Consider the following 24,702-nt stretch of genomic DNA (forward strand, 5'->3'; position numbering starts at 1 on the left):
TGGCTTTCCCATCAATTGCTGGTGCGGGCGCGATAAGCCCGGAAACCGGAGTCCACCGAAATGCTGTTGGTCCATCGTCCCGAACCATTGGCGGGCAGGGCGTTGGTGCGCCAGCCGATCCAAGTGTGCAAGTCCGTCGAGCTTTCGATCACGTAGGTTTCACCCGGTTTGCCGGCCCCAACCAGTTCGTTGTCCCGTCCCAACGCCAGTTCCGGAACGCGGCTGGGCAGCGTGGTGGCGTCGAGAATTTGGTCGGTCAATCCGTGCGCGGTCCAGGTCATGGTGCGGCCATTGATTTGCATCAACGCGTAGTGGAACAGTGAAAATTCCTCGGTGAAGACCGGCCAGAACGCCACGCGTTCGGTATCGAGGTAACCGCCGCCGCCGCCGACGACGGTGTAGGTGACGCCGTTGGTGATGCCGCGGTTGTAGTTGTGCGAGTGGCCATTGATCACCATGTCCACATGGTATTGTTGGAAGAGCGGCACCCAATCGTTGCGCACCCAAGTTTCGCCCGTGTAACCGCCGCCGTTCCACAGATTGGCGTAGGGCAGACGATGGAAACTGACCACGCGAAAGGCGGCGCGTTGGGTTTCCGGACGGGCCAGTTCGTTCACCAGCCAGGCGTATTGTTCGGGCGACGCGCTGGTGGACGCCTCGGAATCCAGGAAGATGAAACGGGAATTGCCGTAATCGAACGCGAACCAGGCGCCATTACCAGGCAACACGCTGTAGGCATAACTGAAGGCGTACTCGGCATCGTGATTGCCGCGCGAGAACAGGGCCGGGCGCGTCTGCGCGAGGTTGTCAAATTCGAGCGCGTCAAACCAATACGCCTTCCAATCGTGCAGCGAGTTGCCGCTGCTGGCGAGGTCACCCGAGACGCCCATCCAATCCACCTGATTGGTGATCATGCTGGGAATCAGTTGGTGCAGCACCTCCGGACCATTCTGGCTGTCGCTCCACCAGGCGACGGAGAAGGGGGTATCGCGGAAGGGCGCGGTGCGGAAGGGGTAGGTTGCGGAGGTGGTCGTGCCGCTGCGCACGCGATAGACGTAGTGCCGCTCGGTTTCCAGACCGCGGATCGTGGCGCGATGGATGAAATGCGTGGCGTCTATCTGTACCGTTTCAATCTGGCTGATGGTATTTTCGTTCACGTTGGAACGTCCCCAATCCACGTAGTGCCGGGTGAGGTTGCCGTCGGTTTCCCAAAACAGACGCATGGCGTTCGTACGGTAATCCTGCAACATCGGGAGCTTGGTGATTTGCGGCGATGAGGAGAGCGGCCAGGGTTTTTGCAGGCGCACGACGAGATCATCCGCCATGCCGTCGTTGTTGGCGTCGCGCCGGTGGTCGGCAATGATTTCCACACGGAGCTTGCGCGTGCCGATGGGCACGAGTCCGGTGATCAGCCGCCGCTGCCAGACGTTGTTGCCAGCGATCAGGGAACGCGCAGCGGAGATTTCCTGATCGGCAGTATCCAGAAAACCGATCCGGCAGGACACTTGATCGTCGAAGGCCCCGGAATTCTGCGGTGTGCGTAACCAGACTTCCGCGTCCAGCGCCGTGCCAGTGTCGAGATCGGCTGGCGTGAAACCCTTGGCGATGAGGTCAATATCCTGACGAATGACCGTGTTGCTGCCGGAGGCGTTGTTGCCGCCGTGGAAAAAGAAGTCGCCGCCATGAGGACTGCCCTTGCCGCCGCTACTGTTCGGAAAGAGCGGGTTGCCGGTGAGAATTTCCCAACCGGCGGAAAGTTGCTCGAAATCGCCGTTGGTTTGCAGGGGTTGGCCGAAGAGCGGATTCAATTCGCCAATGGAGCCGTGAACCGAGAAATCCTGGTCGGAAGTATCCGTCAGGGGGGGTACGTTAAGCGACGTAAGTTTAATGCGGTAATTGTTCGTGTCGCCCAACATCGGATGGATGTCCCAGAGAAAATTGCTCTGACTCAGCGCCGTCTGACCGAGGGTTTGATACCAGTCGTCGCCGCGATAAAGTTCAACCCGCACCAGTCCGCTGGGATGATTCACTATCCAGGTGATGGTTTGCGTGGTGCCGGCTGGATAATTTTCGCCGCCATTGGGCGTGGTCACCTGCAGCGAATCGGGAGGTGCGGGCGCGGGAATGCCCGCCGCCGCGGCGCCGCCCAACGCAGCAATTTCCACAGGTAGCATGGCTTCGGCGCGGAGTTGCACGCTGTTGATATAACCTCCCGAATTTTCTCCGTCGTTGTCGGCAAACAACAGGAACGTCGGGCCGAGCGCCCACCGGCCATTAAATTCCAGACCATCGTTTTGCTGGACCTTCACGCCATTCACATAACTGGTGAACGTGCCGGCGATCGTATCCACCACCACGGCCAGGCGATTCCAGGCGCCATCAGCCACGTAACCGCCGTAATTGGCGGAGATGCCGACGCCCTGGCTGGGATTGATGAACCAGTCCCCATCATCGTCATTGGCGGGATTTGATTGGTATAACACCGCCCAGCCGGTCGGACGACTCGGGAACATCACGTCCATGATCAGGGTGTATTGATTCAGTAACGTGCCCCCGCCGTTGCCGCCCAGACCGTGAGCCATGACGAAGTACGTTCCGCGCGTGAAGGACGCGACCTGCGCGGATGAACCGGCAATCGTCTGATTCGCAAACGCCACGCCAGCGCTGCTGGCGGGAGTGGCGTAGCCGGTGGTCAAATCCGTTCCCCCCACCGTCGAGTTCAGGTTGCCATTGAAGTCGTATTGCGCATAAGTCAGCGGCGGTGGGGGCAGGGGAATGCCGTCCGCCGTCGGTCCGCCCAACGCGGCGACATCAGCATCGGATAGAGGCACGTCGTGGATTTGAATGCTATTGACGAAGCCGGCGCGGGTTTCGCCATCTTCGTCCGTGAAGAGCAGGGCCGTCGGGGCCAGCGCCCAGCGTCCGTCGGCACCGCCCTCCAGCGTTTGGGAACCCACGAGCGCGCCATCAATGAACTTGCGTAAATGTCCCTCCGCCAGCGTCAGGTCAAAGACAAACGCCACGCGATGCCAGGTGTCCGCAGCGATGACTCCCTGGTAAATGGTGGCGATGCCGATACCGTTGTTTGAGCCGATGAACAAGTCCGCGTCGTTGTTATTGCTCTCGCTGGTTTGCAGCAGCGCCCGGAATTGGCCCGAGCTGGCCGCGGGATACATGACGTCCATGATCAGCGTGAATTGATTCACGTAACTGTCGCCGCTGTTGGGGGTGATGCCGTGAGCCATCACGTAACCTTGCGTGGGGGTGGTGGCCGGAAACGCCATCACCACCGCCGTTTGGCCGCCGATGGTTTTCGTGGTGAAAGTGGTTTGCGCCGCCGTGTCGCCGCGATACCCGAGCGCCGTGCCGACGGTGGCGGTCAGGTTGCTGGAGTTGAAATCCCATTGGCCGGTGACCGTTCCGAACGCCGGACCGCAGAGGCCCAGCATCAGCGCCATGATGAAACCAGTCTGAGTTCGAGTCACATTCATAATGTATTGGTTTTCGCGGTAACGACAGGAGCAGCATAGCCACAACCACAAGCCGTCTGGCAATCAAAATAGCGGCGCGCCCGATGCTTCGGCGGGAACGATTGGATTTAATGAACGTGCGCGGGGTCGGGCAGTTTCGCGCGCGGTTGGTTCAGTTTGGAGTGGGGGCTTCCACAAGCGGTGCTTGACGCTTCGGCATCGCAAGATTACACACTGCTGCGATGTTTCGTTTGCCATTGCCACTATGAAATCCGCCATCCTCGCCTTGGATCAGGGCACAACCAGTTCGCGAGCCATCGTCTTTGATCACGCAGGCGCCATCCGCGCCGTGGCGCAACAGGAGTTGCCCCAGTCCTTTCCGCAGGCGGGTTGGGTGGAGCATGACCCGGAGGAAATTTGGCAGACCCAGATGGACACCGCCCGTCGCGCACTGGCGCAGGCGGGGTTGAAGTCCAGCGACATTGCGGCCATCGGCATCACCAATCAACGCGAAACCACCGTGCTGTGGGATCGGAAGACCAGCCAGCCCGTTCACCCGGCGATTGTCTGGCAGGATCGGCGCACCGCCGCTTTCTGTGACGAACTCAAACGGGCTGGCCACGCGGAGTTGATTCAGCAGAAAACCGGATTGGTGCCGGACGCCTATTTTTCCGGCAGCAAATTGCGCTGGTTGTTGGATCACGTTCCGAACGCCCGCGCCCGCGCCGAGCGCGGTGAACTCGCTTTCGGCACGGTGGATTCGTGGTTGCTCTGGAAGCTTACCGGCGGCGCTGTCCACGCCACCGACGTCAGCAACGCCTCCCGCACGATGCTGTTTAATCTGCGGAGCGGGACCTGGGATGAGGAGCTGCTGCAACAATTGCAAATTCCGCGCGCGGTGTTGCCGGAAGTGCGGTCCTCCAGCGAAATTTACGGAGAGACCGCTGCCGGGCGGTTTGATACGTCGCTGCCGATCGCGGGAATCGCCGGCGATCAGCAGGCGGCGTTGTTTGGGCAAAACTGCTTCACGCGCGGGATGGCCAAGAACACGTACGGCACGGGCTGTTTCTTGTTGATGAACATCGGCACTGAACCACGGCCTTCGCAAAACCAATTGCTCACCACGGTGGCTTGGCGGGTGCAGGAGCAGACCGAGTTTGCGCTGGAAGGCAGCGTCTTTATCGGCGGTGCCGTGGTGCAATGGCTGCGGGATGGTCTGGGGCTGGTTCGCTCCGCCCAGGAGATCGAAGCTCTGGCCGCGAGTGTGCCGGATAGCGGCGGCGTTTATCTCGTGCCGGCGTTTGCCGGGTTGGGCGCACCGCATTGGGATCAATACGCGCGCGGCACCATCACCGGGTTGACCCGTGGCACGAGCGCCGGGCATCTGGCGCGAGCGGCGTTGGAAGGCATCGCGTTCCAAGTGGCGGACGTGCTGGAGGCGATTGCGCAGGATTCCGGCATCGCGATGAATGAACTGCGCGTGGATGGCGGCGCGGCCGCCAACAATCTGCTGCTGCAATTTCAGGCGGATATTTTGCAAGTGCCCGTGGTGCGACCTCGAATCATCGAAACCACCGCGCTCGGCGCCGCCTACCTGGCGGGCCTGGCCGTTGGGTTTTGGAAGAACCGTGATGAGGTGCAACGCGCCTGGCAGATGGACCGCACCTTTGAACCCCAAATGTCGCGCGCGGACGCGGTTCACCGGCGCCAACGCTGGGCCGAGGCGCTGAAGCGCGCTCGCGATTGGGAAGAACATTCCAGCGTCAAACCCGCCGCGACCCAGTGACGCCACGAATCGTCCATTGATTGATTTAACTCCAACTCCAACTCACTCCCACGATCTGACTTGAAGCGCTTATGAACTCACTCTTGGCGGAATTTATCGGCACCATGCTGTTGGTCACCTTCGGCAACGGCGTGGTGGCCAACGTCGTGTTGGCGCGCACCAAAGGTTTCAACAGCGGCTGGATCGTCATCACGGCGGGCTGGGGATTGGCGGTGTTTGTGGGAGTGTTTTGCGCGCAGGAATTCAGCGGCGCGCACTTGAACCCCGCCGTCACCGTCGCCATGGCCGCGGCGGAGAAATTTGCCTGGACGGAAGTGCCCGGTTATCTGCTGGCGCAACTGCTCGGTGGGCTGGTGGGCGGGATGCTTGTCTTTTGTTTTTATCGGGAGCACTTCAAAGCTTCGAACGACGCGGACGCCAAGCTGGCCTGTTTTTGCACCGCGCCGAACATCCGGAAAATTTCGCAGGCGTTTTTCTGCGAACTCATCGGCACGTTCATGCTGGTGTTTCCCGTTTTCCTGATGGTCGGGGCGAAAGCCAAACTGCCGTCCGCATCCGATGAAGTTCTGATCGGGTTGGGCACGCTGGGGGCCGTGCCGGTGGCGCTGGTGGTGTTCGCCATCGGCTTGTCGCTGGGCGGCACCACGGGATATGCCATCAATCCGGTGCGCGATCTCGGTCCGCGGCTGGCGCACGCAATCCTGCCGGTGCCGGGCAAACGCGATAGTGATTGGGGCTACGCCTGGGTGCCGGTCATTGCGCCGTTGGTCGGCGGCTTGCTGGCGGCGCTGGTTTATCGCCTGATCATCCCCACCGTTTAGAGCGGATTAAATAAAGCCGTGGCCGCTTGATTTTTTCCTTTATAGCAGCGGGCTTCTCAACCTCAAGCCAAGCGTTGGGGTCAAACGGACGACTGCCCTGGGTTCGAGGCGGGCACCAACGCGGCAGCGTCTTGGACTGCGGCAGTCCGCTGCCGCTGTGGAATCATCGGCCCGCGACGGAAAAGCGGCAGAAGCCTGCCGCAGTCCAAAACCTCGCGGGCAGAGGCGCCATTCCCCATCCGGACCCCACCTTCATTGGGTTACAACCGCCAGCTCGGTCCGGAGAATCATTGGCAACGGAATAAAGACCGAGGCGTTCCCGGAGCGCGGACGGTCTCCGTCCGCAGCGCGTGAACGGGAAGCTCGGCTTTGCGGATCAATCAACACCTTCTGGTCTGGCGCCGCGCTGCGGGCGCGGGACTGCCCGCGCTCCGTTCCCAGCACCAGCGGCGCGGCATCTGTGTGGAAACTCACCCGCAACAAATCACAAGCTCCATAGGAGCGGCAGAAGCCTGCCGCAGTCCAAAACCTCGCGGACAGAGGCGCCATTCCCCATCCGGACTCCACCTTCATTGGGTTACAACTGCCAGCTCGGTCCGGAGAATCGTTGGCAACGGAATAAAGACCGAGGCGTTCCCGGAGCGCGGACGGTCTCCGTCCGCAGCGCGTGAACCGGAAGCTCGGCTTGCGGTTCAATCAACGCCTTCTGGCGCGCTTTCGTTGCTGAGAAATTGCTTGATCGGCGGTTATTTTTGCTCCAATTAACCCCTCGTCAACTTTCACAACCTTATGAAAATAAAACAACTCCATTTCTTAACGGTGCTTGGTCTGATCGGCCTGACTGCGACAGTCAGTTGGGCCCAAGGCACGGCGTTCACGTATCAAGGGCGGCTGAACAGCGGCGGCACACCCTTTAACGGCAATGCCGAATTTCAAGCGACGCTCTGGACCGCAGCTACGGGCGGGACGCAAGTGGCGGCCAACAACCCGACCGCTGTGGTGGTGGGCGTGACCAACGGCCTGTTCACGTTACCATTGGATTTTGGCGCGCAGTTTTCCGGGGCGGGCCGGTGGCTGCAATTGGAAGTGCGCACCAGCATTGGAGCGTTCACCACCTTGACTCCGCGCCAGACACTGACGCCCACGCCCTATGCCCTCACGGCGGCGGGGCTTTCCGGCTCGCTACCCGCCGCGCAGTTGAGCGGTGCGATTGCCAACGCCAATCTGCCCGCCAGCCCGACCTTTGCGGGAACAGTCGTCGCCAGTACTTTTTCCGGCAATGGCGCGAACCTGACGAACGTGAACGCCGTTACGTTGAACGGCTTGAACAGCGCGAGCTTCTGGCGGGCGACGGGCAACGCGGGCACGACGCCGGGCAACCAATTCATCGGCACGACAGACGATCAGCCACTGGAGTTCAAGGTGAACGGAATAAGGGCGTTGCGACTTGAACCTGGAACGATGATCGACGGTGCGCCGAATGTGATTGGCGGTTCGCCCCGCAACTTTGTCGCGCCGGGCGTCGTTGGGGCGACCATTGCCGGGGGTGGCGCGACCAATTACTATGGCTTGGCTTACACCAATTCAGTCAGGGCGGATTTTGGCGCGATTGGTGGCGGCCTTCAGAACACGATTCAGACCAACGCCGACAATTCCACCATCAGCGGCGGCTATAACAACACGATTCAGACCAACGCATATTACTCCACCATTGGCGGTGGGTACTACAACACGATTCAGACCAACGCATATTACTCCACCATTGGCGGTGGGTACTACAACACGATTCAGACCAACGCAGCTTACGCCACCATTAGCGGCGGGCTTTACAACACGATTCAGGCTAATGTTTATCGCTCCACCATTGGCGGCGGTTGGGCTAACACGATTCAGACCAACACCGCCGCGGCCACCATTGGCGGCGGCTATAACAACACGATTCAGCCCAACGCCTATGAGTCCACCATTGGTGGTGGTCGAAACAACACGATTCAGGCCAACGGTTTCTACGCCACCATTCCCGGCGGTTACGATAATAGCGCCGTCAGCTATGCCTTTGCGGCGGGCACACGGGCCAAGGCTAATCACTCTGGTGCGTTCGTCTGGGCGGATGCGCAAAGTGGGGCTTTTTCCTCGACCGCCCCCGATGAGTTCAACATCCGCGCGCAAAACGGGGTGCGAATTCAGAGCAATAAAGGCATCCATTTGAATGCGCAGGATGCGCCGATGATTGTGCGGGACTGGAACCCCTTCGCGGCCAATGCGCCTGGCGGCAAGGCGGGTATCGGTCGCTGGGGGCTGTTTATGGAACCGACTTATTTGACGATGGGGATTCCGGCCGAAGACATTCCGGGTCGCACGTTCCGAGTATCCAAGTACAACACCAACGGGACGGCCACCGCCCTGATGACCGTGAACCAAGCCGGGGCTGTCACGGCCCAGTCGTTCAATCCGTCGAGTGACCGGCATTTGAAGGAGAACTTCGAGGCGGTGTCACCGGAGGAGGTGTTGGCGAAGGTGGCGGCGTTACCGATCAGCCGCTGGAATTTCAAGGGCGAGACCGAGACGGTGCACGTCGGGCCGATGGCGCAGGATTTCCATGCGACGTTTGGGTTGGGTACGGACGACAAACACATCGCCACGGTGGATGCCGACGGCGTGGCGCTGGCCGCCATCCAGGGGTTGAATCGGAAACTGGAGACGGAAGCCGCCGCATTGCGAACGGAGAACACGGAATTGAAAGCGCGTTTGGAGCGGCTTGAACGACTGTTGCTGGTGCAGACAAGCGGAGGTGCGAAATGAAAACCCGAGGATGGAGGATGGAAGTGAGCGGCTTGGCCTGAGCTGTTTTCGACCTCCTGCCGGTCACTGTAGTTATAGGAGTAACCAGTAGTTAAAGCACAATTGTGAGATCTATGAATAAAAATTGGATAGCGTCAGCTCTTACCTTGGCCCTGGGCTTAGCCGTCGGCCTTCAACCTTCGGCCTTGTTGGCTCAAGGCAGCCTTACGCCGCCGGGCGCGCCGGCGCCGACGATGAAGACACTCGACCAAATTGAGGCGCGCACGCCGGTGGATGCGGCACATACCTCTGGGGACAGTTTAAGTTTGTTCATCATCCGCACCCCAGGCGCGTATTATCTGACCACCAATATTGTCGGCGTTGCCAATCAACGGGGCATTGAGATCCGCGCTAATAATGTCACTCTGGATCTGAACGGTTTTACCTTGATGGGCGTTTCCAATGCCGCCAGTGGAATTTTAGTCGTTGATACTTGCACCAATGTCACCATCCGCAACGGCATGTTAAGTGGATGGGGTAACGGTTTTCATGCCATTCGCGGTCTGGGACAAAATCTCACATTGGAGCGGTTGAGTGTCATCGGCAACAGTTTCGGCCTCATGAGCAGCGGAGGCGATATCATCCGCGATTGTTTGGTCAGCGGCAATCAACGCGATGGCATTGATGTGTTTGGTTCCCATTCGTTGGTCGCGAACAACAACGTGACCCAAAACAATCTTCAAGCCGGACCGGGCAACGCGAGCCTCTGTGTTATAGGCTCCAATAATCGAATCGAAGGCAATCATGTGGTCGGGGCGGGGGAAGGATTTGGGATTCTGTGTAACTTCGGAAATTATACCAACAATATCTTCATCAAAAACTCGGTTGTCGGTAACGGCGCAAACAACTACTCGATCACTTCTGGGAATATCGTCGGCCCATTCCTCGATACCGTGGGCACCATTACCAATTCCAATCCTTGGGCGAATTTCTCCTTCTGAAGCACCAAAAGTCACAAAACAATACCTGCAAAAATCATTATGAAAATCACATCCCCACTCTCGATCGCCAGCCTCGTGTTGGGCTTGACCGTCAGCCTTCAACCTACGACGCTGATGGCTCAAGGCCCGCTCACGCCGCCGGGCGGACCGGCGCCAACCATGCGGACGTTGACGCAAATCGAACCGCGCACGCCCATTTCGTCCGCGCCTGTGACGCTGAGCATACCCGGCTCGTATTATCTGACGACCAATCTCACGGTCAGTAGTGGAAATGCCATCACCATTGCCACCAATGGCGTCACGCTCGATTTAAACGGATTCTCCATTACGTCCATTGCGCCGGGCGCCACGGGCATCGGCATCCTTTTGAGTGGTGGACTGCGCAATGTCACCGTCTTGAATGGTCACATTCAAGGCGGCGTCACCAACAATGCCGGCACGTATAACGGGCCGGGATTTGGATACGGAATCATGTTTGCCGTCCCGCCTCCGATGAACGTTCGTGTAGCGGGCGTCTCGGTGTCGGGCTGTCTCTTTGATGGCATTGATCTTGGCACTAACGACACGACCGTGGTGGAGGGTTGCACGGTACGCACGGTGGGAAATATCGGAATCTCTGCCGCGATGGTTAAAAACTCGGTGGCGCTTGGTTGTGGCGGATACGGGATCAATGGGAAACAGGTTTCGGATAGCCGTGGGGAAAGCGTTGGCGTTGTTGCCGGAATTCTTGCTGACATTGCCCAAAACTGCTATGGGAGCAGCCAATCCGGTTATGGCCTTTACGCCTACAGGACGGCTCAGAACTGCTATGGCTATAGCACTAACAGTCACGGTCTGTTCGGCGGGTCCGCTCAAAATTGCTACGGTGAGAGCGGTGGGGACGGTTTCGGACTGGATAGCTACATGGCCAACAACTGCCGCGGCTACACCGTAAGCGGTATCGGGCTCCGCTGCATCAATGGTGTCGCAACGGCCTGTTTTGGTAGCAGCACATCATCACTCGGTCTGAGCGCCAGGATCGGCATTGGTAGTATCGGTGTGGGAACGCCGCCTGATAGTGTGCTGTACAAATACAACATGCCCTGAGCGAGTGCCGATTTACGATTTACGAATTCAACCGATCGAAAACTCTGAAAACCATGAACACAAAACATCTACCTCCAACCGCCAGCCTCGTGCTGTGCTTAACCATCAGCCTTGCACCGGCGAACTTGTTCGCCCAAGGCACTCTCACCCCGCCGGGCGCGCCCGCGCCGACGATGAGGACGCTGACGCAAATCGAACCGCGCACGCCGGTTGCCGGCGGGATGACTGGGAACGGCCTTCTCCTCACTGGACCCGGCTCGTACTACCTTACCGGTAATGTGACTTTGACCAATGATAACAGCTCTGCCATTTACCTTTACGGAAACAATATTTCGCTCGATCTCAACGGGTTCTCAGTCATCAACGGACGCACCAACACCAGTAATACCACCGGCATCTCGGCTCATTGGTCAGGTGGACAGACTAATGTCAGCGTTCGCAACGGATGGGTCGTGGGTTTTGATGCCGGCGTCGTACTGAGCGCCACGCAATCCCTCATCGAGGATTTGACCATTACGGACAGCCACATGCGCGGAATTAACGTGTTAGGCAATAATGGTTCGAACTTCGTTACCATCATTCGCCGCAATGTCATTTTGAACACCGACTTGAATCGCAGCGGTTTTCCGAATAATCCCGCCACGGCGATCCTCACGCAAGACGCCAGCGGAATCATTGAAGCCAACACCATCAGCGGACTTATCGGACTGTCTGGTAATTCCAATCTCAACGGCCGTGGCATTGTCATCCAGGGAGGTAAACACATGTTGCTGCTGAACAACCGGATCAGCGTGGCCGACGTGGGTATCCAAATGAATTCAGTTTCCCGTTACCGTGATAATGTAACGGCGGCGGTAACCACGGCCTATACGGGCGGTACTAATCTCGGTAATAATCAGTGACCAACTTGCAACGAATCATCTTAAGCTCTGTGATCGAACGAAATAATATGAAGAGAAATTTTCTGTCCTCCACGACGGGTCTTCTGTTTGGGCTGGCTTGCTGCCTGTTTCCGGCCGCCTTCTTGCACGCCGCTTCGACGATCAACCCGGTCAACCAGCACGCCTACGCCGCCAATCTCGGCTGGATCAACGCCTACGCCAACGGCACCCACGGCGCGGTCATTGGCGAATATGTCTGTTCGGGCTACCTCTACGCCGCCAATGTGGGTTGGATTCATCTGGGCAGCGGCAGCCCCGCCAACGGCATCCAATACCAGAACAACTCCGCCACCGACTACGGCGTCAACTGTGACGCCTTCGGTAAATTGGCCGGTTACGCCTACGCCGCCAACCTCGGGTGGCTCAACTTTGAACAGACCTACGGCCAGCCGCGGGTGGACTTGCGCACCGGTAACCTGAGCGGCGCGATCTGGAGCGCCAACTGCGGGTGGATCAGCCTCAGCAACGCCGTGGCGCGGGTGCAGACCGACCACCTCGCTCCCGGTGCGGACACCGACGGCGACGGCCTGGCGGATGCGTGGGAGTTGAGCCAGTTCGGGAATCTGACCACGGCCAACGCGACGAGCGATTACGACGGCGACGGGGCATCGGACCAGAACGAATACCTGGCGGGCACGAATCCCAAGGATGCGAACGACAAACTGGTGATCACCAGCACGATGTTTGCGGCGGGCGGCACGAACGTGGATCTGACCTGGCAAAGTCAGATGACTCGGTTTTACTACGTGGAGAAGGCTTTGGGCTTATCCGGCGGCGGGTGGTTGGACAGCGGTTTGGGACTGATCACGCCGGATGCGGGATTGAGCACGAGCCGCACGTTTGCGGACACAAACGCACCAAACCGTTTTTACCGGGTGAAAGCCGTGCGTCCTTTGACTCCTTAAGATTTAGCCAGACCAACAGCATCAAATCACAAAATCCATGAAAATGAAAATCACACTGCCGCTGCTCAGCCTGGCGCTGGGCTTAAGCATCAGCCTGCCAACGGGGACCGCCCTGGCCCAAGGCACGGCGTTCACGTATCAAGGGCGGCTGGACAGTGGTGGTGCGCCCTATAACGGTAGCGCCGAATTTCAGGCCACTCTGTGGGACGCTGCCACGTCCGGTAGCCAGGTGGCGGCCAACAACCCGACCGCTGTGGTGGTGGGCGTGACCAACGGACTCTTTACGTTGCCATTGGATTTTGGCGCGAACTTTCCGGGGGCGAACCGTTGGCTGCAATTGGAAGTGCGCACCAGCATTGGGTCATTCACCACCTTGACTCCACGCCAGACACTGACGCCCACGCCCTATGCCCTCACGGCGGCGGGGCTTTCCGGCTCGCTACCCGCCGCGCAGTTGAGCGGTGCGATTGCCAACGCCAATCTGCCCGCCAGCCCGACCTTTGCGGGAACAGTCGTCGCCAGTACTTTTTCCGGCAATGGCGCGAACCTGACGAACGTGAACGCCGTTACGTTGAACGGCTTGAACAGCGCGAGCTTCTGGCGGGCGACGGGCAACGCGGGCACGACGCCGGGCAACCAATTCATCGGCACGACGGACGATCAGCCACTGGAGTTCAAGGTGAACGGAATAAGGGCGTTGCGACTTGAACCTGGAACGATGATCGACGGTGCGCCGAATGTGATTGGCGGTTCGCCCCGCAACTTTGTCGCGCCGGGCGTCATTGGAGCGACCATTGCCGGGGGTGGCGCGACCAATTACTATGGCTCGGTTTTGCCCAATTCAGTCAGGGCGGATTTTGGCGCGATTGGTGGCGGCCTTCAGAACACGATTCAGCCCAACGCCGACAATTCCACCATCAGCGGTGGCAATTACAACACGATTCAGCCCAATGCCAACTCTTCCACCATTGGCGGCGGCTATAACAACACGATTCAGACCGATGCCGAGGCGGCTACTATTGGCGGCGGTTGGGCTAACACGATTCAGAACATTGCCGGATACGCGACCATTGGTGGTGGTCGAAACAACACGATTCAGACCAACGCATATTACGCCACCATTGGCGGCGGCTACTGGAATACGATTCAGGCCAACGCAGCTTACGCCACCATTCCGGGTGGGAGAGACAATAGCGCCGTCAGCTATGCCTTCGCGGCCGGATACCGGGCCAAGGCGAATCACAGCGGTTCGTTCGTCTGGGCGGATTCGCAGAACGCTGACTTCGTCTCCACGGACCTGAATCAGTTTGCCGTGCGGGCTGGTGGTGGGCTGCGGCTGGACGACTCCACGAGCTTGTTCTTCGGCGCGCGCGTCCGTCAAATGTTGAATTTATGGTCCACCAGCTTTGGCATTGGGGTTCAGGATGCCAACATGTATTTTCGGGTGAACCCCGGAGCGGGTTACGCCTGGTATCGCGGTGGGGCGCACCAGGATGGTCATTTTGATTCTGGGGGCGGAACGCAATTGATGCGGTTGGAGAGCAACGGGAGTTTATACACGCTGGGGGTGGTGAATCCTCCCAGTGACCGAAATCTGAAGGAGAATTTTCGAGCGGTGGACGCACAAGCGGTGCTGGCGAAGGTGGCGGTGCTACCCCTGACTCGTTGGAACTACAAGACGAGTCCTGGCGAAGAGCACGTCGGCCCCATGGCGCAGGATTTCCATGCGGCGTTTGGTTTGGGAACGGACGATAAACACATCGCCACGGTGGACGCCGACGGTGTGGCGTTGGCCGCCATTCAGGGATTGAATCAAAAGTTGGAGGAAACCCGCGCCGAGAATGTAGAGTTGCGGCAAACCGTAAATGAATTAAAAATACTGGTGCAGAGCCTGAATCAACAACTCAACGCAAACCAACCATGAAAACCCGAGGATTGAAGATAGTGGATGGAAGCTGGCGGCGGCTCAACGAACCATTGCCAGAAGGAACGAACACCAAGCGGCCAGCCTTGGCTCTGCGTCTCTGCGTCTCGGCGGTGATTTTACTGTTCAGTCTGAGTGGGGCGTTCGCGCAGAACTACTCGATTGACTGGTGGACCATAGACGGCGGCGGTGGCACCAGCACGGGCGGTGTCTATTCGGTTACCGGCACGATTGGTCAGCCGGATGCCAGTGGCACGGCCATGACGGGTGGAGCGTATTCAGTGATGGGCGGGTTCTGGGCGTTGCAAGCGGTGCAAACTGTGGGCGCGCCGCTGCTTTCCATTGCTCGTACGGCCACCAACACCGTGGCGGTCTGGTGGCCCTCACCTGCGACGGGTTGGATTCTGCAGCAGAACACCAACAGCGTGGCGAGTGTGAACTGGAGCAACGTGGTGACGGCTCCGGTGGATGACGGCACGCACAAGACGGTCATCATCAGTCCGCCCACCGGCAACCGCTTTTATCGGCTGTTCAAACCCTGATCCCCTCATACTAACTGGCGGATTTTCAATGTTGCGAGAGCCGCTCCGTCCGGCGCGGGAATTGGACATTCCCGACCGGAATACCCGCGTGTTCGACGGCAATTTTTCTGCTCGCCTCTGACGGGTCTTTGCCTAAGCTGTCCCGCGAAATGATGAAACCGATTGTTCAACGCTTATTTAATCCCGGAGCGGCCACGCCCACCACGTCGCTGGCTTTATTGCTGTTGCGCTTGTGGTTGGGACTGACTCTGCTGTTCAACCATGGCCTGGCCAAACTCACCAATTTCAGCGGCATGTCTGATGGTTTCCTGGACTTGTTCGGCATCGGCAGCAAGCCGAGTTTGGTGCTGGCGATCTTTGGCGAATTTTTCTGCGCCGCCTTGCTGGCGTTGGGATTGGTGAGCCGCTTCGCCGCCTTCTGTCTGGTGCTGAATATGATCGTGGCTTTTAGCATGGTCCACAAGCTGGCGCTGAGCGGTCCTTCCAGCGGGGAATTGCCGTTCATTTATCTGGCGGGTTTTGTGACTTTGCTGGTGGCGGGGCCGGGACGTATTTCAGCCGATGCTTTTCTCTTCGGCAAACCCGCGAAGTCAGCCAAGGCGGGCTGAGTCGGTTGCTGAGCCACGAAGGTTAGCCGACTTCATGCTGAAAGTTGGAACGGAGCGGCGGGCGGACTTGGTGGACGCCTGCGCGCCAGCATCGAGAAACGCAACTCTGGTAATGAAAACTGATATGATGAACGGGCGCCGCGGAACGTGGTGGCCCAGAACCTGGTCGCTTGCGAGGCAAGCGAATCAATCCCGCTGCTTCCAGTTCTTGCTGAAGGGATGCCAAGCATGGGTTTTGCTTCCCATGATTCTGCTGTTCGTGTCTGGTCGCAGTCTGGCGGCCGACGGGTTGGTTGGACAGTATTATACGGGTTTTAACCTCGTGAACGACCGGATCGTCTTCGATGGACTGACGCTGGTAAAAACCGAAATCAGCACCTTCTTCGATTTTTGGGGCGGCTCGCAATGGGACGATTGGAATCCCATCGGCAGCGGACCGTATTCCGTGCATTGGACGGGATATTTGCAGATCACCAATGCCGGGGACTATGGCTTCGGCACGATTTCCGACGACGGCTCGGAGATCTGGATTGATGGCGTGCGTGTGGTGGATAATCACGAGGAACAATGGTACGACTGGCAGGAAGCCTGGTGCTATCTCGGTGTGGGCAATCACGCCATTGAAATCACGTTCTTCGAAAACCAAAATTTCAGCGGGATCGAAGTTTGGTGGCTGAAACCGGAGCGAGCGCCGTCAAGTCTGCCCTATTCGGGCGATACATTTCATACCACTCCACCTTCGTTTAATGCCGATACGCGCTGGGAAATTCTCAGTGCTCCATTTGTTCAAACCGAGGTGACCTATGTGAACCCGCGATTGCGAATCGAATGGCAGCCAGCCGGCACCGGCGCGCGGCTTGCGTGGCAAGGATTCAGCGGCGTAACTTACCAGATCGAGACGTCCACGAATCTGCACACTTGGCAGGATTTCGGCCCCGCGCAGAACGGTTGGAACGGCCTCATGTCCCAAGCCATCACGCCCTCGGACCAAAAGCAATTCTTTCGTTTGCGCTTGCAAGAGTAGCTGGCAAAGGTGGCGGCAATCCGCCAGAATGGTCGCATGAAAAGTCGCGCGTTTTGGATATTGCTCGGTGCGGTTGTTTTGGTGACCGGATTGGTGGGGGCCGCTGACGAGGCCGTACCCAACGTCGGCCAACCTGATTTGCAGCCGTTGTTTCCTGCGGACGGGGTGCCGTCCGGTTGGGTGGTGCGCGCCTGGGATGAGGTCAGCAAGCCGGCGGCGAATGGCGCAGTTTGGAAGGTGGAGCAGGGCGTCCTGCACGGCGGCGAGCCACGCGGTTCGTGGCTGTTGAGTGAGAAGGAATACACGGACTTCATCCTTGAATTCGATTTCAAGCTCGGGCCGCAAGGTAACAGCGGACTGGCGTTGCGCGCGCCCTTGAGTGGCGATCCGGCGTTTGACGGGATGGAACTTCAAATGGCCGATTTACGCTATAACCCGCAGGCCAAGGATTCCGAACTGACCGGCGGATTGTATCGCGCCGTCGCTCCCACGCAGCAGGTCTATAAACCCACCGAGTGGAATCATTACGAAATCACCCTGCAAGGCCCCCACTTGAAAGTGGTGCTCAACGGCGTAACGATCCAAGACCTGGATCTCTCGCGGCAAAATCAGGAAGTGAAACGTCACGATGGCCAATTGGCTCCGCCACTCAAAGATCGTCCGCGCCAGGGACACATTGGCTTTCAAGAACTCAGTCGGGGCGGGGCGCACGTCCTTATCCGCAACGCGCGTATCAAGGAACTGTAAATCTCGAGATCGCGAATCCGGGTTGCTCAGTGGCGGCGCTGCAATTCGTTGCGCCGGAGGTGCCGTTGCTTGACCGTGGGGGCAAATTCCCCGATGTTAACGGCGTCGTTTGGGCGCGTACTGGTTTCGACCAAGTGAACTCGTCAGAGGCGGCATGCCGAGGACGATGCGTTGGCCTCGTTAATCATCGCATCAAAACATAACTGCTAACGAAGAATTAGCTCTCGCGGCCTAAAGTTGCCGCGACGTTCGCCCGCTGACACCTGCTAGGTGGGACGAACGCCACAGCAGGCATGGTGGAAGGCGGAGATCGCGCGCCCAAGCCGAGAAAATGACATGCGAACTAAGCAGCGGGATTCGAGTCTGGACGCCATCCCGTAGCCGACAAAAACTTCCGGACTAAGCATGTAGTCGCGGCTGGTTGGTTGATTTGGGACGGGGGTTCAACTCCCCCCGCGTCCACCATTTTTCAGACTGCACCGCAAACCGTTCCGCCGATGTCCCTCTGCCGGTTGCGCCAGGCTCAATGGCCGCCCGCGAATTGCGGCCAAGGGCGGCGTGGTTCCGCACGCTTCCGGATGAATATCAAATTGCTTCCGGGCGGGGGGCGGAGAATAATGGCCTGCCTATGAACACTGACCCGAATGAAACCGACGAAACCATTAGCGCGGCGCCGCATCGTTCCCGACGCGAGTTCATGAAATGCTCGGCGTTGACGCTGGCCGCGTTGGCGCTGGGGCAGAAGGTGGAGGCGCAGACAACGGACAACGACGTTCTCGGGCTGCTGAGCAAACGACCCGATTCCAAGTTCGCCGGGGTCCAACTCGGGTTGAATGTGCCTTACAGCTTCGGCGATATGAAGATGAGCGGTCCCGATATCCTGGCGAATTGCGTGAAGCTGGGATTGAGCGCCGTGGAATTGCGCACCCAACCGATCGAGGCTTTTCTGAGCGCGCCCCGGGACGCAAACGAATTGCGCGGCTGGCGGGAATCGGTCGCGGTCAGTCGCGCCAACGAGTTTCGGCAGCTTTATGAAAAGACGGGCGTGGCGATTGAGATCGTGAAGGTGGACGGCATTTTTAAGATGTCGGATGGCGAGCTGGATTATGTGTTCACGCTGGGCAAGACGCTGGGGGCGCGCGCACTGTCCACCGAAATTTCGCATCAAGACGATGATTTGAAGCGCGTGGGCCAGTTTGCCGATAAACACCAACTCCTGGTCGGCTACCACGGTCACGCTTCCACCAAACCCGAGCATTGGGAGCGCGCGTTCGCCCTGGCCCAATACAACGGTGCTAATGTGGATCTCGGCCACTTCGTCGCGGGCTTGAACACTTCCCCCGTGCCGTTCCTCAAGCAGTACCATGCCCGCATCCCGCATGTGCATGTGAAGGACCGGAAATTCAATAACGGGCCTAATACGCCGTTCGGTGAGGGCGACACGCCGATCGTGGAAGTGCTGCACCTGATCCGCGATCAGCAATGGCCGATGCAGGCCACGATTGAGTTTGAGTATCCGGTACCCGCGGGGTCAGATCGGATGACGGAGATCGCTCGCGCCATCCGCTACTGTCGGAAAGCTTTGGTTTGACCGGCTCGCGAGGCGTCGGCGGTTATTTCCCGCCGCGCAGCGCAATGGTCCGCCAGATCAACGAAGTGTTGTTCGTGATGATGCCATCCACGCCCAGGTCCAATAGTTTGTTGGCCGTGGCCGAGTCGTTGATGGTATAGACCCACACCTTGAGGCCCTGCTGGTGCGCGTAGGCGACCGCTTCCCGGGTGACGGCTTGATTCCAAACGGCGAGCAGCGCGCCCCGCTTTTTCGCCTCATCAATCCAGCGTTTGCTCAAGGTCTTTTCCGCCTCGGTGGGATTCCAATCTTTGAGCCGGGTTGGTCCAAGCACGCCGATTACCTGCTCGGGCGCCTGGCGATGGAAGTCCTCGATGTAATCCCAGTCAAAGGCTTGAACGACGACCTTGTTGATCAGATTTTTTTGTCGCAACAGTTCAATACATTGTGCCGCGCTGCCCGCTTTGCGCTCGATCAGCGTCACGTTGCCATCTTGAATTTCATTCAAGGCCTCTTCCAGGGTGGGCAGATGCGTGTTCGGGTAGGGCGGGTTGAACCAACTGCCGGCGTCGAGCTGCTTCAATTCCGCCAGCGTTTTGCTGGTGATCGGAATTTTACTTCCGCCCCAACGCTTGGTGGCATCGGTGGTGCGATCCACGGTGCCGTCGTGACTCACAATCATCGCGCCATCCTGAGTGACGTGATAGTCCAGCTCGATGAGGTCCGCGCCGGCCGCTTTGGCCAGGTGGAACGAGGGCAACGTGTTTTCAGGCGCGAATTGCGGAAAGCCACGGTGGCCGATGACCAGCGGGCGTTTCAGAGCGATCAAGTCTTCCGCCACGGAAGCTGAATGAGCGGCGATGGGCATGATTCCAAGCAGTAATCCAGCGATCACGACACTCCGGAAGAGTGGACGACGGCTGGAGTTTTTGGTTAACGACGCGAGCGTTTTACTCTTCATGAGCGACATCATGTCAGATTCGAAGATTGAGGGTGAGCAAAAAATCAAAAAGCTTTTACGGCAAAGCGGTACATGTCGCCGCGATAAACGGAGTTCTCCATTTCCGCGATGAGCTCCTTGCCGCAGAAGGAAACGCCTTCCACCCGAAACGCCGGGATATCCGGGCCGACTTCGAAAATCTCCAGGAGTTCCCCATCCAAAATCACCGCGCTCAACATCTGGTTAATTTCGTTGAGGCGGATGCCGTAACCTTTTTCGTAAATATCGTAGAGGGAGGATTCCAGGTTTTTGCGGTGGATGTCCGGAAATAACTGCAACGAGATGTAGCGCGTTTCCTTCATCATCGGAATCCCATCCGCCAGCCGGAGGCGCTCAATCTCGCAAAGCGGCGCCGCGAGGGTGTATTCCTTGCCGTTCACGGTTTGCCGATGATCCCGATATCGCAAGTGAAAACCAATCAGCCGCGTGGTGGGTTTACGCCCCGCTTCCACCATGTTTTTGGTGAAGCCAAAAATGCGGCTGACGGAGCGCTCGACGGTGGACTGGCGGGAAACGAACGTGCCCTTGCCGCGCACGCGTTTCACCCAACCGGCTTTTTCCAGTTCGAGCAGGGCTTTGCGCGCGGTGGTGTTGCTGACTCCGTGCTGCTCGATCAGTTCGTTCTCCGAAGGCACGAGCGCGCCGGTTTGAAGCTCGCCCCGTTGAATGCGCGTGATGATCTCCCGTGTGATCCGGAAGTATTTCGGGAACGGTTTTTCAACTGAAAGCTTGGCGGCCACAGCGGGTTCATGTTGGCGATTCGCAGGGACGAGTCAAGTTTCACCCTGATGAAACCCGCTTGCCCAGGCGTCGCGCCGTTGCGCATCGCGATCAGGAAACCGCCGGCGCCGTGGCTGGAGTGGAAGCGTAAAGGCGTTCCACCTTCACCAGGTGTTTGACCCGTTTGCCAACCACGTTCGGATAAACCGTTGGGTCCATGGCCACGGCGGGATCATTGTCGCCCGCGGACACTTCCGCCACGATCACATGCGCCGAGTACAATCCGCCCGTCCACCAGCGACGATCCGTGACGTACAGCAGGTCGCCAACTTGCGCTTCGAGTGCCGTGGCCAGCGCCGATGAAATCCGCACGCTGGGCAGGTCCGTTTCGCCGACTGTGGGCAGTGGGTGCGCGAGTTGTTGCGGTTGCGCCAGTGCGCGAACGACGGGACATTCGCGACCAGGCGAACCTTTGTAATGGCGCAGGGCGTCGCTGATTGTGCCCCAGACCAGCCCGCGCTGCTTCTCCCACGGTTCGGGTTTCGTGAGCAGCGCGACGACCACCGCGATGACCAGACAACAGATGATGCCGTAGCAGGCGCGCATGAATTCTTGTTCCCTCATGCCGGCGAAGAAATTACTCACGGTATCGCCGCCCGGTACGCCGTGCGCAAAAGGCTTGATGAGCATGGGGAAGAACATGGAAGCCGTCATCACCACCAGCCCGCCGGCGAGGGTGGCGACGGCCGCCTTGCGGGTGAAGCGCCGCCAAAAGACGGACAGGATCAAAGTGACCACCATGGGCGGAGTCACGGCGGCGGTAAAGGCGGCGTGCGCGCGGTAGATGGATTTGAAATTCATGAACATGGGCACCAGCAAGATGCCGATCAGCGCGGCGCCCACCGCCGCGATTCGCGCGGCGCTCAACAGTTGCCGATCGGTGGCTTGCGGTCGGAAGTAGGGCCGGTAAACATCGTTGACCGTCACCGCCGAGACCGCCGTGATCAACGTATCCACCGTGGACATGAGGGCTGCGGTCATGCCCGCCAGAATCAATCCAAATACGCCCGGATGACTCAGGAGTTCCGTGGCGATGAAAAAGGCCTGATCCGGTTCAACTTCGGGCAACACGCCCGCGTGCGTGAGGGCGCGGGCCACGAGGCCGCCGGAGGCCACCACCAGCGCGCCGATGAACATCAGCCCGACGGTCATGACGGTGGCGGCTTTGCGGCCTTCATCCAAAGACTTGGCCGCCATGAACCGCATCAAAATGCCCTGGTTGAGAAAATAGAACATGGCGGAGTTGGCGATGGCATCCTGCCAAAACACGCCGACGGCGGGGAAGTTTCGGTCTTCATTAAAATTGGGAAACGCCAGTCGGGCCGGGCGGGGCAGGTTATCCCACAGCGCTTCAAACCCGCCCAGGTACGACGCGCCGAGGACAATAATTAATCCGCCGGTCAGCAGCAGGAACAATCCGTGCAACAGATCGTTCATGATGACACTGCTCTGGCCGCCGACGGTGACGTAGGTGGTGGAAATCAGCGCGACGATGACGGCGGACCAAAAGATGGACCACCCGGCCAGTGCGTTCACCACCACGCCCATCGTGTAGAGGTTTACGCCCACGTAACCGATCAGGTAAATCAGGATGTACACCGTGGCCCAGCGCCGTACCTGTGGACTGAATCGGCGCGCAAAATACTCGGGTACGGATAAGATGCGGGAGAAATAAAGCAGAGGCAGCCAGCCAAATATAATCAGCGGAAACCACACCCAATCGTTCCAATAAGATTGGGTGACTCCCAAGCCGTATTTGTAACCAATCTCGCTGTACTTAACGAAGCTGTAGGAGCCGATGGTCGTCGCCACCAGGCTGATGGCGATCAACCACCACGCGAAGCGTTGTCCGCCAAAGAAGAAATCGCGCGTGGTTTGTTGGCGCCGCCCGAAGTACAGGCCGTTGGCAATGACCAGGATGAAGTAGCCGATGACGATGATGTAATCCACCGGTGCGCCGCGGATGTGTCCCTTCTTCTGCAACACCGCTTCCGCGCCACCTTGATAAACCTTGGGTGCCGCCGTACTCATCGGCGCAAATTGCAACCAGCCTTGGAGGACGGCGTAAAAGCCGATCACGCCCAGGCAAAGCAGCAGGTTGCGCAGCTTGCGTCCGGTGAAACCGACGTAACCCTGGCGCGCGGCGTAACCGAGGCCAATGACGAAAATTACGCCGCCGACAAGATAGGTATAAAGATAGGCTTCCATGGTGAATTACAGAGTGGTGAGAGTCGCCGCGACGGGAGTCCGGCCTTGGTAGCGCATGATTTCCTCCGCGCGTTGTTCAGGGGTCCAACCGAGACTTTCGGCCATCCATTGCGAGGTCTGTTCCGCGAGTGTTTCCATGTCGCGTTGGTAATAATGCCAACCCGCCCGACGAAGCAAGACATCATCCAGGTGGACGGCCCATTCATTGGCGCAGAAATGCTGGATCAAAGCCTGATTGAATTGCGGGGGCAAGATGCCGCTGATATGGCGAACTTCAGCTTCGGGCAACAGCGGCTCTTCGGCGGTGCGACAACGGGTGAGTGATGGCGCGGCGCCGTTGGCGACCTTCAACATTTTTATCACCTGATCCACGGTTTGTTCCGCCATCAGCCGGTAGGTGGTCAATTTGCCGCCCGCCACATCCCACCAACCCGGTTCAGGATTACGGATTTCGTGGGTACGCGAAATGTCCGAAGGCTTGCCGTTCGGATCGGCGATCAACGGACGCAACCCCGCCCAGGAACTAATGACGTCGGCGGCGGTCAAGCGAGCCGTTGGGAAAAACCGGTTGGTGACCTCCAGCACGTAGGCGATGTCGGTGTTGTCCGTTTGCACTTTGGCGGGATCGCCCTGGTAATCCGTATCCGTGGTGCCGAGGATGGTGCGTTCACCCCAGGGGATGGCGAACAGAATGCGTTTGCCCTCCGTCATGACGACCGTGTCCGGCACGGGCACCCGCTGGTGATCCACCACCAGATGCACGCCTTTGGTGATACGGAGTTTTACGCGACTGTGCGGCAGCGCATCCGCCCAGGGACCCGTGGCGTTGATCACGGCGCGCGTTTGGACCTTGAAGGCGGTGCCGGTCAATTGATCGGTGAGATCCGCTTCCCACCCTCGGGAACGGGTGGCGGCGGTGAACCGGGCGTAATTCAATACCGTAGCGCCGTGCCGCGCGGCCGAACGCAAGGTGTCCAAGACCAGGCGCGCGTCGTTGGTGAAACCGTCGTAATAGCGAACCGCGCCCGTTAAATCGGTCTGAGTCAGGGCGGGCACCAAGGCGGCCAGCGCCGCCCGATTCAGCCAGGTGGATTTGCCCAGATTGCGGCCGCCGCAGAGTAAATCGTAAATTTTCACTCCGATTTTTAACTGCCATAACACCCAGTGTTTGTTGTGGCGATAAGTCGGAAAAATGAAGGGTAAGGGCGCGGCCAGATGCGGCGCGATGTGGTGAATGATTTTTTTCTCCACGCTGGCTTCATGCACCAGACCAACGCGACCCTGGGCCAGATAGCGCAGGCCACCGTGGAGCAGACGGCTGGAACGGCTGCTGGTGCCAAAAGCGAAATCGGCTTGTTCCACCAAACCGATTCGCAAACCGCGCATCGCGGCGTCGCGGGCGATACCGGCGCCGACGATGCCGCCGCCAATCACCAAGAGGTCCAGCGGAGTTTTAGTTAACGCTCTAAGCGCTTCGGCTCGTTTCGGGTAGGGGGTGGTCATCATGG

The 24,702-nt window shown here is 58.8% G+C and carries 18 protein-coding genes and 1 other RNA gene; 14 read left to right on the top strand and 5 right to left on the bottom strand.

Translation table 11 applies throughout. From position 1 onward, the window contains the following. Positions 1-11: 11 nt before the first annotated feature. Positions 12-3,491, bottom strand: coding sequence for a metallophosphoesterase (locus M9920_14065; GenBank protein ID MCO5053410.1), 3,480 nt, complete (start codon positions 3,489-3,491; stop codon positions 12-14). A gap of 244 nt (positions 3,492-3,735) precedes the next feature. Between M9920_14065 and glpK the strand changes: the two genes are divergently transcribed. From glpK to M9920_14135, 14 genes are all read left to right on the top strand, one after another. Then, the gene (gene glpK, locus M9920_14070; GenBank protein ID MCO5053411.1) at positions 3,736-5,256 is read left to right on the top strand and encodes a glycerol kinase GlpK; all 1,521 of its coding nucleotides are present in this window, start codon (positions 3,736-3,738) and stop codon (positions 5,254-5,256) included. Positions 5,257-5,327: 71 nt separating this feature from the next. After that, a complete protein-coding gene (locus M9920_14075; GenBank protein ID MCO5053412.1) occupies positions 5,328-6,077 on the top strand; it encodes an aquaporin family protein in 750 nt (249 codons plus the stop codon). A gap of 789 nt (positions 6,078-6,866) precedes the next feature. After that, the gene (locus M9920_14080) at positions 6,867-8,879 is read left to right on the top strand and encodes a tail fiber domain-containing protein (protein MCO5053413.1); all 2,013 of its coding nucleotides are present in this window, start codon (positions 6,867-6,869) and stop codon (positions 8,877-8,879) included. 113 nt (positions 8,880-8,992) lie between these two features. Next, positions 8,993-9,859 (top strand): hypothetical protein, encoded by an 867-nt coding sequence (locus M9920_14085; GenBank protein MCO5053414.1) that lies wholly within the window; start codon positions 8,993-8,995, stop codon positions 9,857-9,859. Positions 9,860-9,898: 39 nt separating this feature from the next. After that, on the top strand, positions 9,899-10,945 hold the full coding sequence (locus tag M9920_14090) for a hypothetical protein (protein ID MCO5053415.1): 1,047 nt from the start codon (positions 9,899-9,901) through the stop codon (positions 10,943-10,945). 53 nt (positions 10,946-10,998) lie between these two features. Then, entirely contained in the window at positions 10,999-11,847 is an 849-nt protein-coding gene (locus M9920_14095; protein MCO5053416.1) for a hypothetical protein, read from the top strand. A gap of 47 nt (positions 11,848-11,894) precedes the next feature. After that, positions 11,895-12,791, top strand: a complete 897-nt coding sequence (locus M9920_14100) for a thrombospondin type 3 repeat-containing protein (protein MCO5053417.1) — start codon at positions 11,895-11,897, stop codon at positions 12,789-12,791. Positions 12,792-12,834: 43 nt separating this feature from the next. Continuing rightward, positions 12,835-14,715, top strand: a complete 1,881-nt coding sequence (locus M9920_14105; protein MCO5053418.1) for a tail fiber domain-containing protein — start codon at positions 12,835-12,837, stop codon at positions 14,713-14,715. After that, positions 14,712-15,257 (top strand): hypothetical protein, encoded by a 546-nt coding sequence (locus M9920_14110; protein ID MCO5053419.1) that lies wholly within the window; start codon positions 14,712-14,714, stop codon positions 15,255-15,257. Before M9920_14105 ends, M9920_14110 begins: the two co-directional genes overlap by 4 nt. A 152-nt stretch (positions 15,258-15,409) precedes the next feature. Further along, a complete protein-coding gene (locus M9920_14115) occupies positions 15,410-15,865 on the top strand; it encodes a DoxX family protein (protein MCO5053420.1) in 456 nt (151 codons plus the stop codon). Between the two features lie 244 nt (positions 15,866-16,109). Further along, positions 16,110-16,889, top strand: a complete 780-nt coding sequence (locus tag M9920_14120) for a PA14 domain-containing protein (GenBank protein MCO5053421.1) — start codon at positions 16,110-16,112, stop codon at positions 16,887-16,889. Positions 16,890-16,925: 36 nt separating this feature from the next. Further along, positions 16,926-17,636, top strand: a complete 711-nt coding sequence (locus tag M9920_14125; GenBank protein MCO5053422.1) for a DUF1080 domain-containing protein — start codon at positions 16,926-16,928, stop codon at positions 17,634-17,636. 111 nt (positions 17,637-17,747) lie between these two features. Next, positions 17,748-18,101, top strand: a transfer-messenger RNA (tmRNA) gene (gene ssrA / locus M9920_14130). 163 nt (positions 18,102-18,264) lie between these two features. Further along, entirely contained in the window at positions 18,265-19,227 is a 963-nt protein-coding gene (locus M9920_14135; protein MCO5053423.1) for a TIM barrel protein, read from the top strand. 22 nt (positions 19,228-19,249) lie between these two features. On the opposite strand, the gene M9920_14140 is transcribed toward M9920_14135, so the two are convergent. The 4 genes from M9920_14140 to M9920_14155 all read right to left on the bottom strand — a co-directional run bounded on the left by M9920_14140 (position 19,250) and on the right by M9920_14155 (position 24,700). Next, positions 19,250-20,074 (bottom strand): hypothetical protein, encoded by an 825-nt coding sequence (locus M9920_14140; GenBank protein MCO5053424.1) that lies wholly within the window; start codon positions 20,072-20,074, stop codon positions 19,250-19,252. A 137-nt stretch (positions 20,075-20,211) separates the two neighbouring features. Further along, entirely contained in the window at positions 20,212-20,946 is a 735-nt protein-coding gene (locus tag M9920_14145; protein ID MCO5053425.1) for a GntR family transcriptional regulator, read from the bottom strand. 91 nt (positions 20,947-21,037) lie between these two features. Then, a complete protein-coding gene (locus M9920_14150; GenBank protein MCO5053426.1) occupies positions 21,038-23,194 on the bottom strand; it encodes a sodium/solute symporter in 2,157 nt (718 codons plus the stop codon). A 6-nt stretch (positions 23,195-23,200) separates the two neighbouring features. After that, a complete protein-coding gene (locus M9920_14155; GenBank protein MCO5053427.1) occupies positions 23,201-24,700 on the bottom strand; it encodes a glycerol-3-phosphate dehydrogenase/oxidase in 1,500 nt (499 codons plus the stop codon). Positions 24,701-24,702 lie beyond the last annotated feature (2 nt).

This window comes from Verrucomicrobiia bacterium, from assembly GCA_023953615.1.
Lineage (GTDB): Bacteria > Verrucomicrobiota > Verrucomicrobiia > Limisphaerales > JADLHS01 > JADLHS01.

Coding starts and splice junctions, on each gene's coding strand:
- glpK (MCO5053411.1), top strand. CDS start 3,736: ATGAAATCCGCCATCCTCGCCTTGGATCAGGGCACAACCAGTTCGCGA.
- M9920_14100 (MCO5053417.1), top strand. CDS start 11,895: ATGAAGAGAAATTTTCTGTCCTCCACGACGGGTCTTCTGTTTGGGCTG.
- M9920_14105 (MCO5053418.1), top strand. CDS start 12,835: ATGAAAATCACACTGCCGCTGCTCAGCCTGGCGCTGGGCTTAAGCATC.
- M9920_14095 (MCO5053416.1), top strand. CDS start 10,999: ATGAACACAAAACATCTACCTCCAACCGCCAGCCTCGTGCTGTGCTTA.
- M9920_14125 (MCO5053422.1), top strand. CDS start 16,926: ATGAAAAGTCGCGCGTTTTGGATATTGCTCGGTGCGGTTGTTTTGGTG.
- M9920_14080 (MCO5053413.1), top strand. CDS start 6,867: ATGAAAATAAAACAACTCCATTTCTTAACGGTGCTTGGTCTGATCGGC.
- M9920_14135 (MCO5053423.1), top strand. CDS start 18,265: ATGAACACTGACCCGAATGAAACCGACGAAACCATTAGCGCGGCGCCG.
- M9920_14065 (MCO5053410.1), bottom strand. CDS start 3,491: ATGAATGTGACTCGAACTCAGACTGGTTTCATCATGGCGCTGATGCTG.
- M9920_14090 (MCO5053415.1), top strand. CDS start 9,899: ATGAAAATCACATCCCCACTCTCGATCGCCAGCCTCGTGTTGGGCTTG.
- M9920_14085 (MCO5053414.1), top strand. CDS start 8,993: ATGAATAAAAATTGGATAGCGTCAGCTCTTACCTTGGCCCTGGGCTTA.
- M9920_14140 (MCO5053424.1), bottom strand. CDS start 20,074: ATGCCCATCGCCGCTCATTCAGCTTCCGTGGCGGAAGACTTGATCGCT.
- M9920_14110 (MCO5053419.1), top strand. CDS start 14,712: ATGAAAACCCGAGGATTGAAGATAGTGGATGGAAGCTGGCGGCGGCTC.
- M9920_14150 (MCO5053426.1), bottom strand. CDS start 23,194: ATGGAAGCCTATCTTTATACCTATCTTGTCGGCGGCGTAATTTTCGTC.
- M9920_14115 (MCO5053420.1), top strand. CDS start 15,410: ATGAAACCGATTGTTCAACGCTTATTTAATCCCGGAGCGGCCACGCCC.
- M9920_14075 (MCO5053412.1), top strand. CDS start 5,328: ATGAACTCACTCTTGGCGGAATTTATCGGCACCATGCTGTTGGTCACC.
- M9920_14155 (MCO5053427.1), bottom strand. CDS start 24,700: ATGATGACCACCCCCTACCCGAAACGAGCCGAAGCGCTTAGAGCGTTA.
- M9920_14120 (MCO5053421.1), top strand. CDS start 16,110: ATGATTCTGCTGTTCGTGTCTGGTCGCAGTCTGGCGGCCGACGGGTTG.